Source organism: Flavivirga algicola, from assembly GCF_012910715.1.
Classification (GTDB): domain Bacteria; phylum Bacteroidota; class Bacteroidia; order Flavobacteriales; family Flavobacteriaceae; genus Flavivirga; species Flavivirga algicola.
In genome coordinates this window covers 101,374-125,491 of record NZ_JABBHF010000010.1, presented here as the reverse complement: position 1 = coordinate 125,491, position 24,118 = coordinate 101,374, and the positions used below count along the sequence as shown (strand labels likewise).

The following is a 24,118-nucleotide window of genomic DNA, read 5'->3' as shown; positions in this document are numbered from 1 at the left end:
TCATGGGAAAAGTAACAGGATTTAAAGAATTTGAAAGACAAGATGAAAAATACACACCTGTAGAAGAGCGTGTAAAACATTATAAAGAATTTACAGTGCCTTTAAGCGAGTCTGAGTTGACAAAACAAGGATCACGTTGTATGGATTGTGGCATCCCATTTTGTCATAGTGGTTGCCCACTAGGAAACTTAATACCGGATTTTAATCACATGGTACACCAGGGAGAATGGCAAAAAGCCTCTTGGTTATTGCACTCCACCAATAACTTCCCTGAATTTACGGGCAGGCTATGTCCAGCACCATGCGAAAAATCATGCGTGCTAGGTATTATTGAAGACCCAGTGTCTATTGAAAATATAGAAAAGAATATTGTAGAACGTGCCTTTAAAGAGGGTTGGATTAAACCACAGCCACCTAAAAAACGTACAGAAAAAACCATTGCTATTGTAGGTTCTGGGCCTGCTGGTTTGGCAGCTGCCCAACAACTAAACAGAGCAGGACATATCGTAACCGTTTTTGAAAGAGATGATGAAATAGGCGGGTTATTGCGTTATGGTATTCCTAACTTTAAGATGGAAAAAGAAATTATAGACCGTCGTATCGCCATTTTAGAAGCCGAAGGCATCACTTTTAAAACGAATGTAAACGTTGGTGTTAATTATGATGTTAAGGAATTGAAAGCGTTCGACTCGGTTGTTCTCTGTGGAGGTGCAACAGAAAGAAGAAGCTTACCAACACCTGGTATTGATGCCGATGGTGTGGTACAAGCTATGGATTTCTTAACACAACAGACTAAAGTTGTATTTGGCAAAGAGGTGAAAGATCAGGTATTGGCAACCGATAAAAATGTTATTGTGATAGGTGGTGGTGATACAGGGTCAGATTGTGTAGGAACCTCGAATCGTCAAGGTGCAAAATCGGTAGTAAACTTCGAAATTATGCCAAAGCCTCCAGGGCACCGTTCACCAACAACACCTTGGCCATTTTGGCCATTACAGTTAAAAACATCCTCTTCGCACGAAGAAGGTGTTGAAAGAAACTGGTTAATCAATACCAAAGAATTCATAAAAGATGAAAACGGTAAATTAACCGCTTTAAAAACGGTGAATGTAGAATGGAAAATGGTTCCAGGTGAGCGCCCTCAACTTATAGAGATTGAAGGTACCGAAAAGATATGGCCTTGCGATTTAGCATTATTAGCACTTGGATTTACGGGTCCTGAAAGTACTCTGGCCGATAAATTAGGCATTGAAAAAGATGCGCGTTCTAATTACAAAGCAGAGTATGGAAAGTACCAAACCAATATTCCAAATATCTTTACTGCTGGAGATATGCGCCGCGGACAATCACTTATTGTTTGGGCCATTTCCGAAGGTAGAGAAGCTGCGCGCCAAGTAGATATATATTTAATGGGTAAATCGAACTTACCATCTAAGAATATGAGTGGTGATCTGGTTGCGCTTTAAAATATCCTGATTGATTTTTGAATACAAGAGGGTGTCTAAAAAGTCTTTGTAATTTGATTTGTCAGGTTGAGCACTTCGACTACGCTCAGCATTCAACCTGTCGAAACCAACATTGAGTATCAGTATTTTAAAAATATTTCGACAAGCTCAATATGACATTGAACATACTTTTTAGACACCCTTTTTTGTTTTTGAAGGGATTTAATAGGGCTTGATCATAGTTTTCATAGACTATATTTTTTTCGTTCGAATTAAATAAAATCATATCTTATGGGAATAAACATGTCATTATGGACAAACTCCGTTCCCTCTTAAGCAAAGTGCCTTTTGTATTGGTATTATTAACCATATGCTTTTCTTGTAAACAAGAACAGGAACCTTTGCCTTCTAATAATCAGGGAAGCTTCCCTTTTATGCTGCCAGACGAAAAACCCCTCAGACCACTAAGCTCGGCCATAGAACGATTGTATGATGATTACCCTGCACCTAAACCAGAAGATAATGAGCTTTTTTCTCAATTTAAATACACGCCCTTAAAAGGTTTTGACTATAGCAATCATGATGGTACCATAAGCCGTCGCGATCCTTCAAAAGTCATTTTACATAATGGAACCTATTATGTTTGGTACACCTACAGACATACACCAACACCGCCACAAGGTGCCGCTAAATCTAATGACACCATACCGTCATCAGACTGGGATCTGGCCGAAATCTGGTATGCCACAAGTACCGATGGATTTACCTGGAAAGAACAAGGTGTAGCCATTAAAAGACCTGATAAGCCCATAGTAGGTTGGCGATCGGTTACAACAACAGATATTCTTAAATGGAAAGACAAATATTACCTGTATTACCAAGGTTTTATGGAAGCCAGTGGAAAAAGAGGTGACGACTGCCCTGTTGCGGTATCCTATGCCGATTCACCTGATGGCCCTTGGATCCCATACAACAAAATAGTGATTCCCAATGGAGAAAAGGGAGCCTGGGACCAGTATTCCATTCACGACCCCTATCCGTTAGTATACAAAGGAAAGATATATTTATACTATAAATCAGATACTGGAGTAGCTCCTAACTGGGTTCGTATGCAAGGTCTGGCTATTGCCGATAATCCTTTAGGGCCATTTACAAAACATGCTTTAAATCCAGTGATTTCATCTGGACATGAAACCTCTCTGTTTCCTTTCAAAAACGGTATCGCTGCCTTGGTATATAAAGATGGTAATGAGCACAACACCATTCAATTTGCCAAAGACGGCGTGAATTTTGAAATTGCTTCGATAACAGAACTCATGCCTTACGCTGCAGCGCCATACGTTGCAGATGCTTTTACCGATACAAAAGATGGCAGAGGGATTACCTGGGGCTTATCTCATTTTATAAACCTTGGTGGCAGGGATAAATTTCACGCTATGCTGGTACGCTTTGATTGCGATCTAAGCCAGGACCTACATGACCCAGAAATGAAAAAACATCGGGTTAAACACGATACCACAGTACATTTTAAACAAGGTTTGAGTCGCAAGCAAATAGAGCGTATTAAAGAAGCAAACAGTAAGCTAACACATGATGATTAGTTCTAAAATGAAAGTATTCGTAACATTTTTATGTGGACTGTTTTGCCTTATAGGATTTTCACAAAACGAAAATAAAAAACGGCCTAATGTTATCTTGGTTTTAACCGACGATCAAGGTATTGGAGACCTTAGCTGTCATGGAAACCCCTGGTTAAGAACCCCTAACATTGATGCTTTTTATAAAGAAGCCGTAAGAATGACCGATTTTCATGTAAGTCCCGTGTGCACACCAACACGAGCAGCTATTATGACAGGGCGTTACCCCATTAAAAATGGCGCATGGGCCACCTATAAGGGGCGGGATGCTTTATCTGAAGGAACAACAACATTGGCTGACCTGTTTCAGAAAAACGGCTATAAAACTGGTATTTTCGGAAAATGGCACTTAGGCGATAATTACCCTGTACGTCCAACCGATTGTGGCTTTGATATTGCAGTTCAGCACATGGCTGGCGGTGTTGGCGAACTCTCAGATTATTGGGGCAACAATTATTTTAACGACGTGTATTATGTAAACAATAAACCTCAACAATTTAAAGGGTACTGCACCGACATCTGGTTTCAAGAAGCCATGTCCTTTATCAAGGCCAACAAAGATGAACCTTTTTTTGTCTATCTACCAACCAATACACCCCATAGCCCACATTATGTAGATGACAAATATGCGGCGCCTTACAATCATTTGGAAGGATCTCAAATCCTGAATGCCAAATATTTTGGAATGCTTGTCAATATTGATGAAAATTTTGGAAAGCTTGACAATTTTCTAAAAGACAACAACCTTGCCGACAACACGATTTTAATCTTTATGACCGATAATGGCACCATAGATGGTATAAGCAAGGATGGGAAACTAGGCTATAATATGGGACTAAGAGGTCGTAAGGGAGACAAAGTTGAAGGCGGACACCGCGTGCCATTTTTTATTAGATGGAAAGACGGAAAAATTAAAGGCGGTTGGGACATAGACCAAACCACAGCGCATGTCGATTTAATACCTACACTGGCCAATTTATGTAATATCACCATGCCAAAAAACATGAAATTAGACGGTATGGATATGTCACCGTTATTACTTAAAAAAGCCAAAAAACTTAAGGATCGCACTATTTTTGTGCACCACCGTCAAGACTGGCGCAGACCAAAAGATATTGACGAAACCTGTATCATCATTGATAAATGGCGATTGGTAAATGGTAATGAGTTATACGATATTGAAAAGGACAACATGCAAAAGCACAATCTGGCAAATCAATATCCAGAACTTGTACAACGCATGTTAGATAACAATGCCACGTTTTTAAAAACTGCTAAAAAGAACCACGAATACAACGAGTTTCCGCCATTTATAATTGGTAATTCGTCCCAAAACGAAATAAAACTCACCATTCAACACGCTATAGGAGACGATCTACCCATTTGGAAAAGCGAGCAAGTAGCAGAAGGCTTAAAAAACAAAAACAACACCCATGCACTTAAAATAGAGAAAAAGGGCAGATACCGAATCTCCTGCAGAAGATGGCCAAAAGAATGCCCTGGTCCCATACTTGGAGTGCCAAAAGAAAACCCAAAAAATTGGTTCAATTATAAACCCATTACTCCCGAAAAAGTAAGGATTCAAATTGCAAACCAAATTTTTGAAAAGCCTATTAAGCCCAACGACACAGAAGTAGTATTTGAAGTCTATCTGGAAAAAGGAAAAACCTTTTTGATTAACGATTTTATTGAAGGTGATGAAAAATATGGTGTTTATTACACCTATATATCTCTTTTAGAAGCGATTAAATAATGTGGTTTGGGTCTAGAATTTATTGTTTATTTCTCTAATTCTTTATTAGGTTACCTCAAGTAAAATCGAGGGGCTTTATAAATTGATATTATTTTTATGATTCTGGGTTATAATTATTTAAGGGAAAGTAGGTCAATTCTCCATTCTTTGAAGTAAACTTACTATATTGCGTGTGTAATGAATGGTATATGTGTACTGGTACATATATTTTTTTGTTATGGGGCATTAAAAAATTTCTACAGAAAATGAATTGGCAAGAATATGAAAAATATGTATTTGAAAATATAAAAGATAGTTTTCCAAATGCTGTTTGTACATTTAACAGTAAAATATTAGGAAAGTATTCTGAAGGCACCAGACAATGTGACGTCCTTGTGAAACAAAATATAAACGGTAAAGAATATCTGATTTTAATTGACGCTAAATATTATTCAAAAAAAATTGATGTAAAAAGTGTAGAAGATTTTATTGGAATGTCAAATGATGTAAACGCAGATGAGGGTATTCTCGTAACACCACACGGATATACTAAACTTGCATATAATCGAGCCGAAAATGACCCAAGTCAAATTTTACTTGACATATTGACATTAGAGCAATTAAAAAACTATCAAGGATATTGTGCTATTCCTTATGCTGGTAACCACGCGGTATTATTATCTCCTGCTTTTGGTTGGGTGATTGATGCAAGACAGATGTTTGGTAGTTTGGCTTTAAGTTACAGAAAAGGGTTTGATTTCGACAAAGCATTTGCCGAAAAAGAATTCATCTACTTTAACATATGGAATACCGAAGAAGATAAGTTAACAGTTGAAAAATTATTTGAAAATCAAATAGAATTGCTTTCAGAAAGTTCAAATGTTTTAGAGTCCAATATTGAGAATGTGGTAGTTAATGGAAAGAAATTAACAACACGTAAGACCATAATTGAAAATTACGTATCTCCTGAATATGCCTGTGCGATTGAATACCCAGATTTTATTTTCTTTGGAGTGTTATTGTCCGAGAATAATAGAGAAAATGTAAATTTCAATAAATTAAAGCAAATGATTTCCAAAACACTCCCTGTAAAAGTTAGACATTCAAAAAAACGACCCCATAACAACAGTAATCGTTGCACAAAGCACTAAAAAACATATATACTAACTCAAAAGCTCCTTTTTAAGGGACTTTACCGTTATGCTTCATCGAAAAAAGGAAATAAAGTGAGATAAATGAGTAAATCGAAAAAATTTTGGGATAGTGCTTCAAAAAATTATGACAAAACGGAGGAGCGCTTTGAGTACATCCACCATAAGTCAAGGGAAAACGCTAAAAAGCATCTCGAAAGTTCTAATGTTGTATTAGATTACGGATGTGGAACAGGTACAACAGCTTGTGAGATTGCCAATAATGTTAAAGAGATTTACGCTATTGACATATCCCCGAAAATGATTGAAATTTCCAAAGGAAAGGCAACCGAAAAAAATATCGAAAATGTAACCTTTGTTGAAGGAGATATTTTTGATGAAAAGCTAAAAAAAGAATCTTTTGATAGGATTCTAGCTTTTAATATGTTGCATACTATTCCTAATCCCGAGAAGACTGCGCAAAGAATAAATGAATTACTAAAACCTGATGGATTGTTTATATCTATTACTCCCTGTTTAGGAGATAAAATGTCTTTTCTAATTGGTTTGCAAATTCGGTTAGTTCAGATAATGTGCAAAATTGGAATAATCCCAGTTCCTATAAGAAGGGTTAAAAGTTCTGAATTAGATGATTTAATTGTAAATGGGAATTTTCAGACTGTTGATACCGAAAAAATTTATAAAGGAGTATCTAGCTATTTTATGGCAGCAAAAAAAGAATGACGAATGAAAAATAACGAAGCATAACAATAATATATGTAATGCGGGGTGATTTAGTAAATTTAAACATTAAGGCATTTAATAAACAAAGTGTCGGTTTGACAGTGAAGTGCCTTGAAATCCCGCACTACGCATATTCGAGCCGTTGTGTGTAACTTAACCAAACTATGACAGAAATAAAAACAAATCAATATATAGAATTATATAATCCTTTAAGAAATAATTATTTCCCAGTAAGAATATTGAATAAAACTCAAGACGGATATTTAGCTCTTTCTATTCTGACCGATAAAGAGATTAATATCTATAATTATCAATTAGATACTTATGGTTATCGAAATATCTGGATTTCGGAAAAGTTATTAAGTAAACTTGATTTTAAAAAAGATAGTTTATGTTATACCCTTAATGATATAATAATTTGGGAGTGCTTAACAGGAGAATTAAGTGATATAGAACATCCATATTATTTATACGAATACAAATCTAAACATCTAGGTTATGCAATTCTGAACGAAACCGAAATTGAAAGGTTTAAAAACGATTTTAAAGCAATTGAGTACAAATCAAATAATGATGGAATTAAAAGCCGTTATTCTTTTGCAAATTCTATAAATGACATATTAAATCATCTACTTGAACTTAAGCCAGAAGAATATAGCTATGAGCGATTTGATAAAATATTTATTGATTAAAAAAAGCTACACACAACACGGTGTCCTATGAAAACCCCTAGCCTGCTTATGAAAATCCTAATAGATTTTCTATTCAGTTTGTATTCGTTAAATTAGATGCTTAAAACATACCTTTAACTTTTATAAACCATGCCCCTTTACGAACATACAGAATGAAGATAAACTACAAACTTACAAATGAAGATTTTTTAGAATATCAACTCTATACTTCTTCTAAATCTGAATTGCATAAAAAGAGACGTCGGAATAGTAGAATTATGATACCCATTCTTTTTTTGTTGTATGGTTTATACTTAACAAAAAGAGATCAGAACTTCATTGGAATAGTACTTTTTGGAATTGTAGCAAGTGTATGGTTTATTTTCTATCCAAAATATTCCAAATGGAGATATAAAAATCATTTTAAGAAACACGTTGAGGAAAATTATAAAAACCGTATTAACAAACCAGTGGAACTTGACTTTGATAAAAATTCAGTAAATGCTAAGGACTTTACAACTGAAAGCAAAATAAATGGAACAGAACTCAAACAACTGATTGAAACAAAAGACCATTTCTTTATAAAATTGGCAACTGATTTATCTCTGGTTGTACCAAAGCTCTCGATTGAAAATAAAACAGAATTTAAAAAACATGTAACTGAATTAGGAGCTGAATATATTGATGAACTGAATTGGAAATGGAAATAAAAAAACACTAATACCAAAACAGTGCTAATTGCTAGTGTAAACACACTTATCAAAAATAGAAGAACTACCAATGGGATTATTTAACTTCAATCGAAAAAAGAAAGAAAAAAAAGTAGTCGAACAACTCGAAAATCCTACCGAATTATTAATGGTAAAACTGTTCTTTAAAAACGAACCAACCTTTAACGATGAAAAAATAGAACAGGAATTAAAAAAACGATTTAGTCAAATAGAATTTTTCGAAAATTCCGAGAAGCCAACTAATTCAAGGCATTATTTATTTAAAGATTATGAAGTTAAATTTGATGAAGGAAATATACCCGCCCAAGCTACAATATTTATTCCTGATAAAAATAAAATTAACTATTCTGAACTAGATAATTCTTTTAGACAATCTTGGAGTTGGCCACTAGCAGAAGAAACTGTTAAGAAATGTTTCTACGAAATTTTGATTACTGATTTGATGTCAAGAAATTTAGACTATAAAGAGAGAATTGAATATTTTCAAAAATTTGTATCAAGTATAATATCTGCGATGAATCCAAGTGCTGTTTGGGTTCATAATAGCGAAGTTGTTTTAAAACCTAGTGATTTTTTAGAAAAAAGCAGTCTGAACAACTATCAAAATATAAATGTTTTTATGAATGTTCGTTTGTTTAATATTCAAGAAACAAAGGACGAAATAATAATGGACACATTGGGTTTAAATTCTTTAGGTCTTCCCGATTTTGAGTTTCGATTTGCAAATTATGACCCTCAACAAATTGCTGGCTTATTATTCAATTATGGACATTATATATTTGAAAATGGAAGTGTAATTGAACATGGAAATACTATTGAAGGAGTTGAGGAAAACCAAAAATGGAAGTGTTATTTTAATCATTCTCAAATAGAACCAAAAAGAATGGTAATCGAAATAAATAACGCTGACTGACAAAGTTATGTAAAAATGCATTTTACATGGATCATTAATGACCACTAATTATCACAAAAATCATGAAACAAATTACTATAACAATCATTGCTCTTCTATTATTTACATTTTCCTGTGCGCAGAAGCATGAAAAAGTTGACAAAAAAGAAATTATAGAAAAAACTGAAACCAGAAAAAAACTGTTAACTGATTATAAAAACTCTAAATTATCATCATTTTACAACGATTTTACAAATGACATATCTGATGTTACTTTGGTATCGACAAACTCGCCTGGAAATATTACTGAAGTCATCTTTATAAATAAAGAAAAAGGACATTATATAGTTGAACTAGATGCTCCAATACCTAAATCCGACAAAGCTAAAGTTGGTCAAAATTGGGAATTTAAACACGTTGAAAATGGTGTTATTCGAGATATTAAATTTGTAGCGAAAAATTAAAAATAACAACATAATTTTAAATTAAATATGGCTAATGTAATTTTTATAAGACATGGTGATATTGAAAGAGACAAGTTTGGAATTCCTTGCGAAGATAAATTAACAGAAGAAGCCATCAATGCATCAATAAAAATAGCAAAGATATTAAAATCCAAAGGGTAAACAATATCCATACTGCTTATTATGATTATTCAATAAAAGAACCTCCTTTAGATGATAGAAAAAGAGAGGCCAAAAGGTGTTTTCAAACAATCGAAAATTTGAACTGTAATAAGAAATCATTTAACACTATTGACATACCGAATTTATAGGATTCTTTAGAAATTGGAAAGATATATCTTATATGTTATTTAAGTGAATCATTGGGAAGGTTTCTATCGATTAATGGAGTTGATCTAAAAAAACATTTAAAAGATTTGAGTAATGAAAATAATGCAGATTTTTTGTATCAAAAAATGTTCGTTTTAGAAAAAAAAGATTTCTTTTCTTACTCTTTTAAAGAATGGATTGAAACTAATACTGAAAAAAGAAAATATATATAACAATCCACTACACTCTACTGTGAATTTTAAAACTTAGCTCACTATACTTATGAATCATAGGTTTTATAAATCGAGACATACAACCGTAGCCCTAATTTTTATATTATTTAAAAAGTAAGTAAATTCTTATTTTTAAAATAAAATTGCTATATTGCGTGCTTGCTGAGTGTATTTACTGTTATACATATACTTTGTAATTATGGATAGTAAAACGATTGAAAATAAATTGGCCATTTAAAATCGAAAGAGTAGAAAATCAATATTAATCGAGGGAACAAAAAATAAAGAGTTCTCCTTCAAAACCATGAACTATGCTTTTTTATAAAATTATAAAAAAAACTTATTTCTCATTATTCTTAGCAACACTATTACTGTTTACGTCTTGTACCCAATATGCTAATGACATAGATGAAAACATAACTATAACAAGTCAAATAACAGAACACTTAAGCTTAGAGGATTATGTGAATAACCATATTAATTTAACATCAAAACTATTTGATATAATCAATAATGAAAAAAATGTATCTCAAGACATATTACGAGAGTCAAAAAGGTATAGTACATCAAAAGAGAATATTAAAACACTAAAAGAAGCTGGTTTTAAAGAAACTGAAATTATCTCAGATTTATTAATTAAAATATCAAATAATACTTCTAAGTTCATTCAAAATAATCCAACCTTAACAAAATTTAGTGAAAATGAAATCGAAGATACTTTAACTATTGAAATTGACAAACAATTGAAGTTTAATAAATTGGCAAAACTAGCAGAAAGTAAATATTCCAAGTCAGATTGTCAATCTAGATTTGAAACAGCCAAAGGCAGATGTAAAACAAATTTTGCTATAGGCATTGCTGGGTTAGCAATTTCAGGATTTTTTTCTTTTGGATTAGGCACTGTGGTCGGTGCTGGTTTTGTATCTGGATTAGCTGTAAAATGTTCTAATGATGCTCTAGCTGACTACAATGCATGTTATCAACTTTTGCAAGATGAAGCTCCTATACCTATCGACCCTCCAAAAAATGATTCAATTTTAGATATTACCCCATAAAAGAATTACCATGAAAAAATACCTTGGATTTCTTCCACTATTAGTGATTATCACTATACAACTCTTTGATAAAGATGATGATTATTTTTATGTTCAAATAATAGCTTTAATCGTTGGGGTTTTATTTGTTATCATACACTTATATCAAAAATATAAAAGATAGTTATCGATTATATTAAGTGAGTGTATTTTATGCCTTCCGCATAAACGTTTCCGCCTTTTCAACCATATTTTTACTTCCACAAATAAATGGTTCGCGTTGGTTTAGCCCATCAAGAAGATCTTAAGGATTATTATCAGGAAGTCTGTCTGCAGATCTGGAGAAGTAAAGATAAGTTTCGCGGCGATTCCAAGTGGTCAACTTGGGTTTATAGATTATCGTTAAATATCTGTTTAACTCTTAAGAACATCCTTGAAAGCAACAAATTCATCATCTAAATCTTAAGATTTTCCCAATTATTAAATTCTTAACTAAAAGTTGTTTTTTGATTTTTTAGTATTGACAACTAAACAAAAACCAACAACTATAATGAAAAATTTCTTATCAATAATAATCGGACTTATAAGTGTAATAGCTTACTCCCAACAAGAAACATTATCTGGAAAGGTATTGAACTTAGAGAATAGTGAGCCTCTTGCCTATGTTAATATTGGAATTAAAAACAAAACCGTTGGAACCGTTTCTGATAAAAATGGTCTATTCAAACTTATATTAAATGACAAAGTGACCTCAAAGGACACCGTTGTTTTTTCATACGTTGGTTTTAAAACTAAAAAGTATTTAATTTCGGAATTAAATAAATTAATCGACGCGATTGTACTTCAACCTAAAAATATGGAATTAGATGAAGTTGTTTTGAGTACAAAAAAAATAAAACTTAAATCTAAAAAAATCGGAAGAACGTCAAAAGGACTTGGGCTGATGCACTCAAACTTTTACACATACAATGAAAAAGGTGTCGATGATAGATTGAGTAAGGAAAAAGGAATGAAATTCAAAATAAGACGGAATTGCCATATCAAAGATTTGAATTTTAATATAACTTCTAATGACTTCAAATCTTTAAAATTCAGGGTAAACTTTTATAAAATTAAAGATGGGCTTCCTACCGATTTAATAATTCAAGAGAATATTATATTCGAAATAAAAGATAATTTTTTAGGATGGTTTACTGTCAATTTAGAACCCTACGAAATTTATCTTGCAGAAAAAGTTGAAGAAATTGCGGTAACAATACAATGGCTTGAAAGTGTAAAATCAAATGAAAAGAGTAAATATTTTGCAATTTCAACAGCAAGTTCGCCAACACACACAGCCTTTTTTAGAGAAAAAGCAATGGATAGTTGGAATAAAGGTGGACAGAATTTGAGCTTTTATTTAAACGCAATGTGCGAATAACAACTACTTACAATACCGTTTAACCATAACTAAAAAATATTATCCAATTATGAAAAATTTATTTATTGCATTAGTTTTATTTTTTATCTACACAGAATGTTCAAGTCAAACTAAAGCGGAAAAGATGAAAGAGCTGAACGAAAAAATAGATATTTATAAGCTTAATGATGTCGAAAAAAATTATAACTATTTACTTGAGGAAGTTGATATTGAACATAACAAAACCATTAAATTTATACAATTCTGTACCGCTTTCAAGCTTTGTTCTACCGCCTATTATTTGGACGCAAATAAGTATTCAGAAATAGCAGTTAAGGAAAAAAATGAAAGCAAGTACATTGAAATATTTTTCCCTAATAATTCCATTGAAACTAAAAAGATTAATATAAAAACCGAAGAACATTTTAATGGGGAAAACGCATCTAGTATAAAAATTTTTCTAGAAAAGAATACACCACAGTCTGAAGTGAATAAAATAAAAAAAGGGTTTGTTGATCTATTAAAGATGTATGGTATTGAACAAAAAAACACTTTTAACTAAAATCAACGTGTTAATAATACCTATAAAAACTGTTGTTCTGGTGTGTCTCACACTCAGATGAAAAAAAAGAGGAATCAAGGCATACTTACTCGAATGTGTCGCTACGGTTCGCAACACCATGTATAATTAATTGCTACGGAATTTCCACTTTGGAAATTCATGCGAATTTATTGTCTTTCCGCTACGGCGGAAAGCACATCGCACTTTTAACCGCAGAAAATCATACGCACACCTTATAACATAAGGGTAAAACCTTAAAAATTTAACAAATGACATTCCATAAATTAGTAGAAATAGTTCTAAAGACTCCGAAATGCCACTTACCATTTCTGAAATATGGAAGATTGCAGTTGACAAAGGTTTAGATATAAAATTAAATAGTCAAGAAAAAAACCCTACGATTAGAGCAATTATTTGAACATAAAAATAATCATCATCTCTATCAAATAGTCTCAGTTATTTAGGTGATTATATTTTATGCCTTCCGCATAAACGCTTCAGCTTTTTCGACCATGTTCTTGCTACCACATATAAACGGTACACGCTGGTGCAATTCGGCAGGCTCAATGTCCATAATTCTGGTAAACCCATCACTAGCCTTACCATTAGCCTGTTCTGCCAAAAATGCCATGGGATTGCATTCATAGAGCAAACGTAACTTTCCATTTGGGTTTTTTGAACTCTGTGGGTATAGGTAAACACCGCCTTTAATCATATTTCTATGGAAATCGGAAACCAAGGATCCAATATATCTGGAAGTATACGGCCTATCCCCTTCCTCTTCTTGACAATACTTAATATAATTCTTAATGCCTTGAGGGAAATGAATATAGTTTCCTTCGTTCACAGAATAAATAGTACCATCTACAGGAAATTGCATCTCGGGGTGCGATAAATAAAAGGAGCCTATTGCTGGGTTTAATGTAAACCCATTAACACCATCACCTGTTGTATAAACCAACATGGTCGATGTGCCGTAAACGACATAACCAGCCGCAACTTGCTCACTTCCTTTTTGTAAAAAATCTTCTAACTTCACAGGAGTTCCTACTGGCGTAACCCGTCTGTAAATGGAAAAAATAGTCCCTACAGACACGTTCACATCTATATTTGAAGACCCATCTAAAGGATCGATTAAAACCACATATTTGTTTTGATGATTTTCATCTTGGCTATTAATCGAAATAAAATCATCTTCTTCTTCACTGGCAATGCCACAAACAATGTTTCTATTGGTTAAGGTTTGAATAAATTTATCATTCGCATATACATCCAATTTCTGCTGGTCTTCTCCCTGAATATTCATATCGCCAGCAGCCCCAATAATATCAACTAAACCTGCTTTATTAACTTCATGATTCACTACTTTTGCAGCCAGCCTAATGGAGTTTATAAGACTGGATAATTCCCCTGAAGAGTATTTAAAAGAAGATTGATTTTCAATAATAAATTCTCCTAGAGTTTGTTTTTTATGAGACATAAAAGCGTTGGTTTTGTTTGTGCAAATATCAATTATTTTTTAATGAACTACAACGTTTTCGTTAAAGATTAATAGCTTGTTAATAGTGAACTTTAAACTATATTTGAAATAATTATAAGATTCCTATGAATTATTCTATACGAAAAGCGATCAAGAGCGATATGCCTCAGGTACTCGACTTAATAAAAGAATTGGCCAGTTTTGAAAAAGAGCCTCATGCTGTTGAAGTGACTATTGAAGATTTACAAGCCGATGGCTTTGGCCCACACCCTATGTTTCAATGTTTTGTAGCAGAGGTAAACCACGCCATTGAAGGGATTGCACTGGTTTACAATCGGTACTCGACATGGAAGGGGAAATCACTACATTTAGAAGATTTAATTGTGAGTGAATCTATGAGAGGTTCTGGTTTGGGAACAGCACTTTTAGATGAAGTTATTAAATACGGACATGATTTAGGAGTAAAGCGTATTAATTGGGAAGTACTCGACTGGAACGAGCCTGCCATCGCCTTTTATGAAAAAAAGGGCGCGCAGGTAAAACGCGATTGGGATGTTGTACACTTAAGTGAACAAGGTATTAAAGACTATATAGCAAAATTATAGCATGCAAGTATTCAAGTTTGGTGGTGCATCTGTAAAAGACGCAGTAGGTGTAAAAAACATAGCTTCTGTGTTGCAAAAAGTGGGTTACACAAATACCCTCATTATTGTTTCTGCTATGGGAAAAACAACCAATGCCTTGGAAATTGTCATTAAAAGTTATTTCGAAAATAAGCCCCAACTACAAAGTACACTTCAAGATGTAAAAAAATATCACCAAGTCATTTTATTGGATTTATTTGAAAATGAAAATCATCCTGCCTTTAAAAAAGTAGCAGCACTCTTTGATGAGTTAAGCAACTTTTTTACAACAAATAAATCGCCCAATTATAACTTTGTTTACGATCAGGTTATAGGTTTTGGTGAATTAATTTCAACAACAATAATAAGCGAATATTTAAACATCATAAATATTAAAAATAACTGGATTGATGTAAGAACCCAAATAAAAACAGATAATTATTATAGGCGTGCTAATGTTAATTGGGAAGCGACACAAAGCTTGATAACTTCAACCTTTAACAAAGGTGTTTTAAATATTACGCAGGGTTTTTTGGGCAGCGATTCCAATAATTTTACAACAACGCTGGGTAGAGAAGGAAGTGATTATACAGCAGCCATTTATGGATACTGCTTAAATGCAGAAAGTGTTACCATTTGGAAAGACGTCCCTGGCGTTTTAAATGCAGATCCTCGTTATTTTGAAAATGCCCAATTGCTTAATAAAATTTCTTACAGAGAAGCCATAGAATTGGCTTTCTATGGGGCATCGGTTATTCATCCAAAAACATTACAGCCTTTACAAGGGAAAGAAATTCCATTATACGTAAAATCATTTTTAAACCCTGAAGCACCAGGAACCAAAATTGGTAAAAATGTTACTTTAGAACCTATGGTTCCTTGCTTTATAGTAAAGAAAAATCAGGTTTTAATTTCTATATCGTCTTTGGATTTCTCGTACATTGTCGAAGAAAATATTAGCGACATTTTCAATTTGTTGCATCAATATAAAATGAAAGTAGATGTTATTCAAAATTCAGCGATTAGTTTTTCTGTTTGTGTAGATAATATTTTTAATAATCTCGATACACTTTTACATCATTTAAAAGCAAAATTTAAAGTAACTTGTAACGAAAATGTATCACTTTATACCGTTCGACATTATAATAAAAATGCTATTAGTCAGATTGAAAAAGATAAAACCGTGTTACTAAAACAATTAACTCAAGAAACCGTTCAAGTAGTAACTAAATAAACAATTTAGTACATTTACACTCATGACCAAACAACAAAATACGGGATTGGTAACTGCCAAAGAAGTCGCTAAAGCGATACAACTAGATAGATATGGTTTTTTAGGTACTTTTATTGGTTGGGTATTGATGAAAGTACTTAAAATATCTACGCTAAATAAAATATATAAGCGTAACAAGCACCTTAGTGAGTTGGCCTTTCTAGATGGTATTTTAGATGATTTTCAAATTAAATTCGAAATCCCCGAAGAAGATTTGAAGCGTTTACCAAAAGACGGTGCCTATATTACCATTTCTAACCATCCACTTGGTGGTATAGATGGGATTCTGCTTTTAAAACTCATGCTTGAACAGCGAAAGGACTTCAAAATAATAGCTAATTTTTTATTGCACAGAATTGAGCCTTTAAAACCTTACATCATGCCTGTTAATCCTTTTGAAGACAGAAAAGATGTAAAATCCAGTATATCTGGATTTAAAAATTCTATTTTGCATTTAAGGAATGGACATCCGCTAGGTATTTTCCCGGCTGGAGAAGTATCTACGTATCGTGATGGGAAATTAGTGGTCGATAAACCCTGGGAAGAAGCTGCTATGAAACTTGTTAAAAAAGCAGAAGTCCCAGTCGTTCCCATTTATTTCCATGCTAAAAACAGTAAATTATTTTATAAGCTTTCTAAAATTAGCGATACGTTTAGAACGGCTAAATTACCCTCTGAATTATTAACTCAAAAACGGCGTGTCATAAAGGTTAGAATAGGGAAACCAATCTCGGTTGCCGACCAAAAGGAACATACAACCCTTGATAGCTTTTCTGGTTTTTTAAGACGAAAGACCTATATGTTATCGAATGCTTTTGAGGAGAAATCAAAGATTTTAGATAATCTTTCGTCAACATTAAAGACTCCCAAAATCCCTAAACGCATTGTCACTCCCGTTGATAATACGTTGATGACCAAAGAGGTTGAAGCCCTTGTTAAAAACAACTCCAGGTTGTTACAAAGTAAAAATTACGAAGTGTTTTTAGCTGAGCCCAACAGCATTCCTAATATTTTACGTGAAATTGGACGTTTACGTGAAATTACTTTTAGGGAAGTTGGCGAAGGAACCAACGAGGCTATCGATTTAGATACATTTGACACTTATTATCACCATATGTTCCTTTGGGACAATGAAAAGAAACTCATAGCAGGTGCCTACAGAATGGGCTTAGGAGCTAAAATATATGAGCGTTACGGTATTGATGGTTTCTACTTGCAGGACCTCTTTAGGTTTGAACCAGAGCTGCACAAAATGATGAGTCAGTCTATTGAAATGGGACGTGCTTTTATCATTAAAGAATACCAACAAAAACCAATGCCTTTGTTTTTACTCTGGAAAGGTATTGTACATACCACTTTACGTTTTCCAGAACATAAATTTTTAATAGGCGGGGTTAGTATTAGTAATCAGTTTTCCAACTTCTCAAAATCATTAATGATTGAGTTTATGAAATCGCATTACTACGACCCATATATAGCGCAATACGTACATCCTAAAAAGGAATTTAAAGTGATCCTTAAAGATGCTGATAAGGATTTTGTTTTTGATGCCACCGAAGCCGATTTAAATAAATTCGATAAAATTATAGACGAGGTAGAACCAGGCGCTTTACGTTTACCTGTACTATTAAAAAAGTACATAAAGCAAAACGCCCGATTGGTTGCCTTTAATGTCGACCCACTATTCAACAATGCTGTTGATGGTTTGATGTACATTAGGATTGCCGATTTGCCTGATAGCACAGTGCGTCCCGTTATGGAAGAATTTCAGGCTGAGTTGGAAAGCAAGTTTATGGATAATGGAGGAGATGCTTAAACTAAGTTATATTGCTCCACAAAGTCCTTAAAATAAGCTTTGATTTCTTCACGTGCCTTCAAAAATGCCGCATGTTTTTCTTCATCCGTTCCTTCTAACTTAGAAGGGTCGTAAAAATTATGATGTAAACGCAACGCATTCTTACTTGGAATAAACGGACAGTTTTCATTGGCATGATCGCATACTGTAATGATATAATCAAAATCAACATCTGCATATTCATCTACATGATTTGAGGTATGATGATCGATATTCAACCCATCTTCTTTCATAATAGCAGCAGCTCCTGGGTTTATTCCGTGAGTTTCTATGCCTGCACTATAAACATTTACTTTTCTATTATCTAAAAAGTGGTTTAAATAACCATGTGCCATTTGGCTTCTACAGGAATTCCCTGTACATAATACTAATATATTCTTCATTAATTATTAAGTTATAATTTTCGCTTTTGCGGAATTAAAATTCTATTTTATTTTTAAGCTTCGTCTTTCAAGCAATTGGTTATCGTGCCACCTGCCTTTTAGCATTCCTATCTTTTCTCTTACCCCAACAACTCTAAAGCCGCATTTTAAATGCATTTTAATACTCGCCTCATTTTCGGTAAAAATATTGGCCTGTAAGGTCCAAAAACCATGGTCTTCGCTCGCTTTAATTAAATGTCTCAACAAACTTTCTCCAACCTGCTTTCCTCTAAAATTTTTAGATACATACACACTCACTTCGGCAACACCTTTGTAAACATCTCGTTTTGAAACTTGCGACAATACAGCAAACCCCACAATTTGATGATCCTTAACTGCCACTAAACGGCATCTAGAAATATACTTCGCATCCCACGTTTTCCAATTTGGGCATGCAGTTTCGAATGTTGCTATTCCTGTTTCAAGCCCTTCTTTGTAAATTCTTGAAACCGCATGCCAATCTTCTTTTAGAAATGACCTAACAGCAGTTTCCACCAGGAGAACAGCAAGGTTCAGCACTACTTGTCGACACTGCTTCAAGCGATTCTGGTACGCCACAAAGATCCTTTGCTTTGCAATCCGTTTTTTCGACGGCTAATTTAATTATTAATTTGTCGTCTTTTGTTTCAAAATCGTTAACAAATAGTTGTGCTGTATGAAACGTTGCGTTACTGTATTCAAACTTTACCTCTGCACCCAAATCGTAAGCCTTCATTTTTCCAACCTTGTTTAAAATAGCTAAAGCTTTATAAACAGACATGTATTCTGTTTTTCCCAATTCGTTTGGACTTTCCCAAAGCTGAATAATGGTTTCTTTCCAAGCGTCTGCCTGAGACCCACAATCGATAGAATCAATAGCTAAATGCTTTACCTCCGTAATATGATAATTAGCCCCAACTAATAAATTTGGTGCATATTCAAATAATAATGATTTGTCTTGATTTTCTTCAAGCACTTTAAATAACTCTTGTGTTTTCATTTTTTTAAGGTTTTAAATTTCCGTTTTCACTCAAACTTTAGTTTCAGAACCGAAAGGTCCCACACAAGTCACATAGTAACCAAACGGGGTGTTATTATTTCCAATTAACAGCAATTTGATTTTGTTGTATTAAAAAATAAGTTTAATTCATTTTGAATGGCAGTCCAACGCTCAACATTAATACAATAGTTCATGCTTTTGCCTTCTATCTCACCATTTAACAACCCAATGCTTTTAAGTTCTTTTAAATGCTGAGAAATCGTAGCTTGTGCCAGTCCGATTTCTTCAACCAAATCATTGCAGATACATGCATTTTGGTTACTAATGTACTGTAAGATAGCGACTCTTGCAGGATGACCTAAAACTTTAAAAAACTGGGCGAGGTCATTTTGCCTTTCTGTAAATATTTGAGTTTTCGTGATTCCCATTACTTTAATTTATATATTGCAATATTACGATAATAAGTTTAAATAAAAAAACTATATTTGAACTTATTAACCCCAAAATCAACTATTATTATGAATTGGTACCTAAAAGTATTAAAACAGTATGCTGACTTTTCTGGACGAGCCAGAAGAAAAGAATACTGGATGTTTTTCTTAATTAGTATCATTATCTCTTATGGAATTATTTTTATTTCTATAGGGCTAGAGATGCCATCTTTAGCTATGGCCAGTACTATTTACTCTTTTGCAGTTTTAATTCCTTCACTTGCCGTTGGCGTAAGAAGAATGCATGATGTGGGTAAAAGTGGCTGGTATTTACTAATCCCTATTTACAGCTTAATTCTGGCATGTACAGATAGTGAAGCAGGTTCTAACAAATGGGGCCCCAACCCAAAGTCTGATGCAGAGGAAATAGACCTAATAGGTCAAGAATAATTATATTTAAAATGTGTCGGCTTTAATCCCGTTGACAGTTTTTAATAAAATCTAACCAGAGAAATTTTCATTTCTCTGGTTTTTTATTGTGTAGAAGTGATTCGTTTTATAAAACACTAAAACAAAAAGCCCCTGCAAAAACAGAGGCTCAAATGGTCTGTAAAAAATTAAGACCTACACTAAATTATTTTCAACTAAATACTCTGCTATTTGAATCGTATTGGTTGCTGCTCCTTTACGTAAGTTATCGGCAACTATCCACATGTTTAATGTGTTTGGTTGCGTTTCGTCTCTACGAATTCTACCAACAAAAACCTCATCTTTATCATGCGCATAAATAGGCATTGGATAGGTATTTGTATCTGTATTATCCTGTACAACAACACCAGACGTTTCATGAAGCATTTTACGAACATCGGCTAAATCAAAATCATTTTCAAACTCCACATTTACAGATTCCGAATGTCCACCAGCAGTTGGAATACGAACAGCAGTAGCTGTTACAGAAAATGTTTTGTCATTAAATATTTTTTGAGGCTCTCTAGCTAATTTCATTTCCTCTTTTGTATACCCGTTTTCTAAAAACACATCACAATGTGGTAATGCATTTCTTCCAATAGGATAAGGGTAAGCCATTTCGCCATCGATGCCCGCTATTTCATTTTCCAATTGTTTTACAGCTTTTACACCAGTTCCTGAAACCGATTGGTATGTAGAAACTATAACACGTTTCATTTTATATTTTTCATGTAAAGGTGCTAATGCCATAACCATTTGTATGGTAGAACAATTAGGGTTTGCAATAATTTTATCTTCTTTGGTTAGCTCACTCGCATTAATTTCAGGAACAACCAATTTTTTAGTAGGATCCATTCTCCAAGCTGAAGAATTATCGACTACTGTCGTACCTGCTTCTGCAAATTTAGGAGCCCACTCTACAGAAGTATCTCCTCCCGCAGAAAAAATAGCAATTTGAGGTTTTGCTGCCACAGCATCAGCTAAACCAATTACGGTATATTCTTTATCTTTAAAAGTTAATTTTTTTCCAACAGAACGTTCAGATGCTACAAGCAATAACTCTGTGACAGGAAAATTACGTTCTTCTAATACTTTAAGCATCACTTCGCCAACCATACCAGTGGCACCAACAACTGCTACTTTCATTTTTTTTAATTTTTAATAAATTCTTAGAGCGCAAAATTAAGTATTAATTCTATTTTAAAATCTAAAAAAAGACCTCATTATTAGAAAACGAGGTCTTTTTAACAACAAATAACACAGTGTTATTTATTTAACAATTAGTTATTTTTTCAATAAATCTCTTATTTCTGCTAGTAATTCTTCTTGTGATGGTCCTTTTGGAGCCTCAGGAGCTGGTTCTTCTTTTTTCTTCATTTTGTTTACACCTTTAACAATCATGAACATCACGAAAGCCACGATAATAAAATCAATAACATTGGTTAAGAAAGCGCCCCAAAGTACAGAAACCTCACCTTCAATAACCCCATCTGCATTCGCAACACCTTCTTGTATAACATATTTTAAATCCTTAAAATCAGCATTGAAAATTAATCCAATTAATGGTGATACTATACCTCCTGTAAATGAAGCCACTACTTTATTAAAAGCAGCACCCATTACAAAGCCGACAGCAATATCGACCAGGTTTCCTTTCATGGCAAAATCTTTAAACTCTTTAAGCATAATCTTTAAATTTTTAGTTAGCGATTACTAAAATAGATAAAAATAGTTAAAAAATTAACATTTGTTAAATATCTTATTTTACAAAAATGCGTTTAACTCTCTGAGATACAGATGTTACCAATTCGTAAGAAATCGTATTCGTAGTTTCTGCTAGTTGTTCTGCTGTAGTATCTTGCCCAAATACAATAACTTCATCCCCTTCTTTACAATCAATGTCTGTAACATTAACCATAATCATATCCATGCACACATTTCCAACAATAGGAGCCCGTTCCCCTTTTATAGTTACAAAGCCTTTTCCGTTTCCATATTGTCTACCAATGCCATCTGCATGTCCTATAGGAAGTGTTGCTGTTTTTAAAAAGGCGTTAGACTTAAAAGCTCTGTTATAACCAACAGATTCTCCTTTTTCAATGTTATGAATTTGAGAAATAATCGTTTTTAAAGTAGCAATAGGTACTAAGTTCTTGTTCTCCTTTTCAGAATTTCCAAAACCATAAAGCCCTATCCCAGTTCTAACCATATCAAAATGTGCCTCAGGATAGTTTAATATTCCTGATGTATTGCACATGTGAATTATAGGCTTGTAAGACAACCTATCTATAATCTTTTTGGAAATAGTATTAAAACTTGTAATTTGGTTTAAAGTAAATGTTTTTTCATTTAAATCTTCACTGGCAGCTAAATGAGAAAAGATTGATGTTAGTTTTACAGCATCTGTTTTTTTAATTTCCGAGACCACATGCTCTACATCATTTTCGCAAAAACCAAGTCGGTTTAAACCTGTATTGAATTTTATATGAATGGGATAATTATTTAATTCTTCTGATGAAGCTAGATCAATAAATTCCTTAAAGATTTTCGCATTATACAAGTTAGGTTCTAGAGAATATGCAATCAAAGTTTTTAAATTCACAGCTTGGGGATGCAAAACCAAAATAGGCACCTTAATACCTGCTTTGCGTAATGCTACACCTTCACCAACATATGCTACAGCAAAATAATCTGCTCCTAATTCTTGCAGATAACTCGCTACTTCACAAGAATCGCTTCCATAGCCAAAAGCCTTGACTACAGCTAAAAACTTGGTGTTGTTTTGGAGTTTCGATTTTAGATGCTCAAAATTATGTTTAAGTGCTTTTAAATCAATTTCAAGTACAGTTTCTTGCGCTTTAGGCATTGGAATCTTTAGGTTTAGGCGTCACTTCTTCGGCATCGTTTACTTTCATATTTCTAACTTTATCGCGCATCATAGCTTTGTAATAAGCAGCCCTACTTAAAGGTTCGTATTCATCGACTTCACCCAGAAGCACCAAACTATCACTTTTAGCTTTACGGTAACTGTATTGTGCTAAATTACCCGTTCTGGTACAAACGGCATGTACTTTTGTAACATAATCTGCGGTTGCCATAAGAAAAGGCATAGGGCCAAAAGGATTCCCTTTAAAATCCATATCAAGTCCTGCAACAATTACCCGAACTCCTTTATTAGCCAAATCGTTACAAACCCGCACAATTTCATCATCAAAAAACTGAGCTTCGTCAATCCCGATAACATCACAACCATCTGCTAAAATAGGGATATTGGCAGCAGCAGGCACAGGCGTTGAGCGAATTTCATTGTCATCATGAGACACAACCATTTCCTCATTGTAACGCACATCAACTGCTGGCTTAAAAATCTCAACTTTTTGTCTTGCAAATTGGGCACGTTTGAGTCTGCGGATTAATTCTTCTGTTTTTCCAGAAAACATGGAACCGCAGATAACTTCAATCCATCCAAATTGTTCTTTATGATTTACTGTATTTTCAAGAAACATTTCGTAATTTTAGCACTAAAACAAAGCGATTATTCGTTTGTATAAAGGTGGCGTAAATTTATTAAAAATCAAAAGTCTAAATAGCAATAATTTAAAAA

The 24,118-nt window shown here is 33.6% G+C and carries 27 protein-coding genes; 18 read left to right on the top strand and 9 right to left on the bottom strand.

What is annotated here, in order from left to right:
* Nucleotides 1-2 precede the first annotated feature (2 nt).
* From HHX25_RS16560 to HHX25_RS16500, 14 genes are all read left to right on the top strand, one after another.
* Complete coding sequence (locus tag HHX25_RS16560; RefSeq protein WP_169675802.1) at nucleotides 3-1,466, top strand: glutamate synthase subunit beta; 1,464 nt, start codon at nucleotides 3-5, stop codon at nucleotides 1,464-1,466.
* A gap of 290 nt (nucleotides 1,467-1,756) precedes the next feature.
* Nucleotides 1,757-3,046, top strand: a complete 1,290-nt coding sequence (locus tag HHX25_RS16555) for a glycoside hydrolase family 117 protein (protein ID WP_169675800.1) — start codon at nucleotides 1,757-1,759, stop codon at nucleotides 3,044-3,046.
* Nucleotides 3,047-3,053: 7 nt separating this feature from the next.
* The gene (locus HHX25_RS16550) at nucleotides 3,054-4,835 is read left to right on the top strand and encodes an arylsulfatase (protein WP_169675798.1); all 1,782 of its coding nucleotides are present in this window, start codon (nucleotides 3,054-3,056) and stop codon (nucleotides 4,833-4,835) included.
* Nucleotides 4,836-5,080: 245 nt separating this feature from the next.
* The gene (locus HHX25_RS16545; protein ID WP_169675796.1) at nucleotides 5,081-5,965 is read left to right on the top strand and encodes a restriction endonuclease; all 885 of its coding nucleotides are present in this window, start codon (nucleotides 5,081-5,083) and stop codon (nucleotides 5,963-5,965) included.
* A gap of 84 nt (nucleotides 5,966-6,049) precedes the next feature.
* Entirely contained in the window at nucleotides 6,050-6,688 is a 639-nt protein-coding gene (locus tag HHX25_RS16540) for a class I SAM-dependent methyltransferase (RefSeq protein WP_169675794.1), read from the top strand.
* A gap of 164 nt (nucleotides 6,689-6,852) precedes the next feature.
* Nucleotides 6,853-7,380: a hypothetical protein gene (locus HHX25_RS16535; RefSeq protein ID WP_169675792.1), complete on the top strand. Its 528-nt coding sequence runs from the start codon at nucleotides 6,853-6,855 to the stop codon at nucleotides 7,378-7,380.
* 152 nt (nucleotides 7,381-7,532) lie between these two features.
* Nucleotides 7,533-8,069, top strand: a complete 537-nt coding sequence (locus HHX25_RS16530; protein ID WP_169675789.1) for a YcxB family protein — start codon at nucleotides 7,533-7,535, stop codon at nucleotides 8,067-8,069.
* 70 nt (nucleotides 8,070-8,139) lie between these two features.
* Nucleotides 8,140-9,003 carry a DUF4261 domain-containing protein gene (locus tag HHX25_RS16525; RefSeq protein WP_169675787.1) on the top strand — a complete coding sequence of 288 codons (864 nt, stop codon included), beginning with the start codon at nucleotides 8,140-8,142 and terminating at the stop codon, nucleotides 9,001-9,003.
* A 62-nt stretch (nucleotides 9,004-9,065) separates the two neighbouring features.
* A complete protein-coding gene (locus HHX25_RS16520; protein ID WP_169675785.1) occupies nucleotides 9,066-9,446 on the top strand; it encodes a hypothetical protein in 381 nt (126 codons plus the stop codon).
* Nucleotides 9,447-9,473: 27 nt separating this feature from the next.
* A complete protein-coding gene (locus tag HHX25_RS21355; protein ID WP_262888891.1) occupies nucleotides 9,474-9,608 on the top strand; it encodes a hypothetical protein in 135 nt (44 codons plus the stop codon).
* Between the two features lie 691 nt (nucleotides 9,609-10,299).
* Nucleotides 10,300-11,043: a hypothetical protein gene (locus tag HHX25_RS16515; RefSeq protein WP_169675783.1), complete on the top strand. Its 744-nt coding sequence runs from the start codon at nucleotides 10,300-10,302 to the stop codon at nucleotides 11,041-11,043.
* A gap of 249 nt (nucleotides 11,044-11,292) precedes the next feature.
* Nucleotides 11,293-11,481 carry a sigma factor gene (locus HHX25_RS16510; protein WP_240964558.1) on the top strand — a complete coding sequence of 63 codons (189 nt, stop codon included), beginning with the start codon at nucleotides 11,293-11,295 and terminating at the stop codon, nucleotides 11,479-11,481.
* Nucleotides 11,482-11,572: 91 nt separating this feature from the next.
* Nucleotides 11,573-12,442, top strand: coding sequence for a carboxypeptidase-like regulatory domain-containing protein (locus tag HHX25_RS16505; protein WP_169675781.1), 870 nt, complete (start codon nucleotides 11,573-11,575; stop codon nucleotides 12,440-12,442).
* A 49-nt stretch (nucleotides 12,443-12,491) separates the two neighbouring features.
* Entirely contained in the window at nucleotides 12,492-12,983 is a 492-nt protein-coding gene (locus HHX25_RS16500) for a hypothetical protein (RefSeq protein WP_169675779.1), read from the top strand.
* A gap of 475 nt (nucleotides 12,984-13,458) precedes the next feature.
* Here HHX25_RS16500 and fbp read toward each other — a convergent pair whose 3' ends face one another.
* Nucleotides 13,459-14,463, bottom strand: a complete 1,005-nt coding sequence (gene fbp / locus HHX25_RS16495) for a class 1 fructose-bisphosphatase (protein ID WP_169675777.1) — start codon at nucleotides 14,461-14,463, stop codon at nucleotides 13,459-13,461.
* 125 nt (nucleotides 14,464-14,588) lie between these two features.
* On the opposite strand from fbp, the gene HHX25_RS16490 reads away from it, so the two are divergent.
* The 3 genes from HHX25_RS16490 to HHX25_RS16480 are packed head-to-tail and all read left to right on the top strand — an operon-like array spanning nucleotide 14,589 to nucleotide 18,175.
* Nucleotides 14,589-15,068 carry a GNAT family N-acetyltransferase gene (locus HHX25_RS16490; protein ID WP_169675775.1) on the top strand — a complete coding sequence of 160 codons (480 nt, stop codon included), beginning with the start codon at nucleotides 14,589-14,591 and terminating at the stop codon, nucleotides 15,066-15,068.
* A 1-nt stretch (nucleotide 15,069) separates the two neighbouring features.
* The gene (locus HHX25_RS16485; RefSeq protein ID WP_169675773.1) at nucleotides 15,070-16,320 is read left to right on the top strand and encodes an aspartate kinase; all 1,251 of its coding nucleotides are present in this window, start codon (nucleotides 15,070-15,072) and stop codon (nucleotides 16,318-16,320) included.
* A 22-nt stretch (nucleotides 16,321-16,342) separates the two neighbouring features.
* Nucleotides 16,343-18,175 carry a GNAT family N-acyltransferase gene (locus HHX25_RS16480; protein ID WP_169675771.1) on the top strand — a complete coding sequence of 611 codons (1,833 nt, stop codon included), beginning with the start codon at nucleotides 16,343-16,345 and terminating at the stop codon, nucleotides 18,173-18,175.
* Here the strand turns inward: HHX25_RS16480 and HHX25_RS16475 are convergent.
* The 4 genes from HHX25_RS16475 to HHX25_RS16460 all read right to left on the bottom strand — a co-directional run bounded on the left by HHX25_RS16475 (nucleotide 18,172) and on the right by HHX25_RS16460 (nucleotide 20,043).
* Complete coding sequence (locus HHX25_RS16475; protein ID WP_169675769.1) at nucleotides 18,172-18,597, bottom strand: arsenate reductase ArsC; 426 nt, start codon at nucleotides 18,595-18,597, stop codon at nucleotides 18,172-18,174. The genes HHX25_RS16480 and HHX25_RS16475 overlap by 4 nt on opposite strands.
* 42 nt (nucleotides 18,598-18,639) lie before the next feature.
* A complete protein-coding gene (locus HHX25_RS16470; protein ID WP_169675767.1) occupies nucleotides 18,640-19,131 on the bottom strand; it encodes a GNAT family N-acetyltransferase in 492 nt (163 codons plus the stop codon).
* On the bottom strand, nucleotides 19,115-19,615 hold the full coding sequence (locus HHX25_RS16465; RefSeq protein ID WP_169675765.1) for a DUF6428 family protein: 501 nt from the start codon (nucleotides 19,613-19,615) through the stop codon (nucleotides 19,115-19,117). Before HHX25_RS16465 ends, HHX25_RS16470 begins: the two co-directional genes overlap by 17 nt.
* A gap of 104 nt (nucleotides 19,616-19,719) precedes the next feature.
* Complete coding sequence (locus HHX25_RS16460; protein WP_169675763.1) at nucleotides 19,720-20,043, bottom strand: ArsR/SmtB family transcription factor; 324 nt, start codon at nucleotides 20,041-20,043, stop codon at nucleotides 19,720-19,722.
* A gap of 90 nt (nucleotides 20,044-20,133) precedes the next feature.
* On the opposite strand from HHX25_RS16460, the gene HHX25_RS16455 reads away from it, so the two are divergent.
* Nucleotides 20,134-20,496 carry a DUF805 domain-containing protein gene (locus HHX25_RS16455; RefSeq protein WP_169675761.1) on the top strand — a complete coding sequence of 121 codons (363 nt, stop codon included), beginning with the start codon at nucleotides 20,134-20,136 and terminating at the stop codon, nucleotides 20,494-20,496.
* 174 nt (nucleotides 20,497-20,670) lie between these two features.
* Here the strand turns inward: HHX25_RS16455 and HHX25_RS16450 are convergent, their stop codons facing one another.
* The 4 genes from HHX25_RS16450 to HHX25_RS16435 form a co-directional block, all read right to left on the bottom strand.
* Nucleotides 20,671-21,660 (bottom strand): aspartate-semialdehyde dehydrogenase, encoded by a 990-nt coding sequence (locus HHX25_RS16450; protein WP_169675759.1) that lies wholly within the window; start codon nucleotides 21,658-21,660, stop codon nucleotides 20,671-20,673.
* Nucleotides 21,661-21,798: 138 nt separating this feature from the next.
* A complete protein-coding gene (mscL, locus tag HHX25_RS16445; RefSeq protein ID WP_169675757.1) occupies nucleotides 21,799-22,200 on the bottom strand; it encodes a large-conductance mechanosensitive channel protein MscL in 402 nt (133 codons plus the stop codon).
* A 73-nt stretch (nucleotides 22,201-22,273) separates the two neighbouring features.
* Nucleotides 22,274-23,380 (bottom strand): alanine racemase, encoded by a 1,107-nt coding sequence (alr, locus tag HHX25_RS16440; RefSeq protein ID WP_169675755.1) that lies wholly within the window; start codon nucleotides 23,378-23,380, stop codon nucleotides 22,274-22,276.
* Nucleotides 23,373-24,020 carry a thymidine kinase gene (locus HHX25_RS16435; RefSeq protein WP_169675754.1) on the bottom strand — a complete coding sequence of 216 codons (648 nt, stop codon included), beginning with the start codon at nucleotides 24,018-24,020 and terminating at the stop codon, nucleotides 23,373-23,375. Before HHX25_RS16435 ends, alr begins: the two co-directional genes overlap by 8 nt.
* Nucleotides 24,021-24,118: the final 98 nt, after the last annotated feature.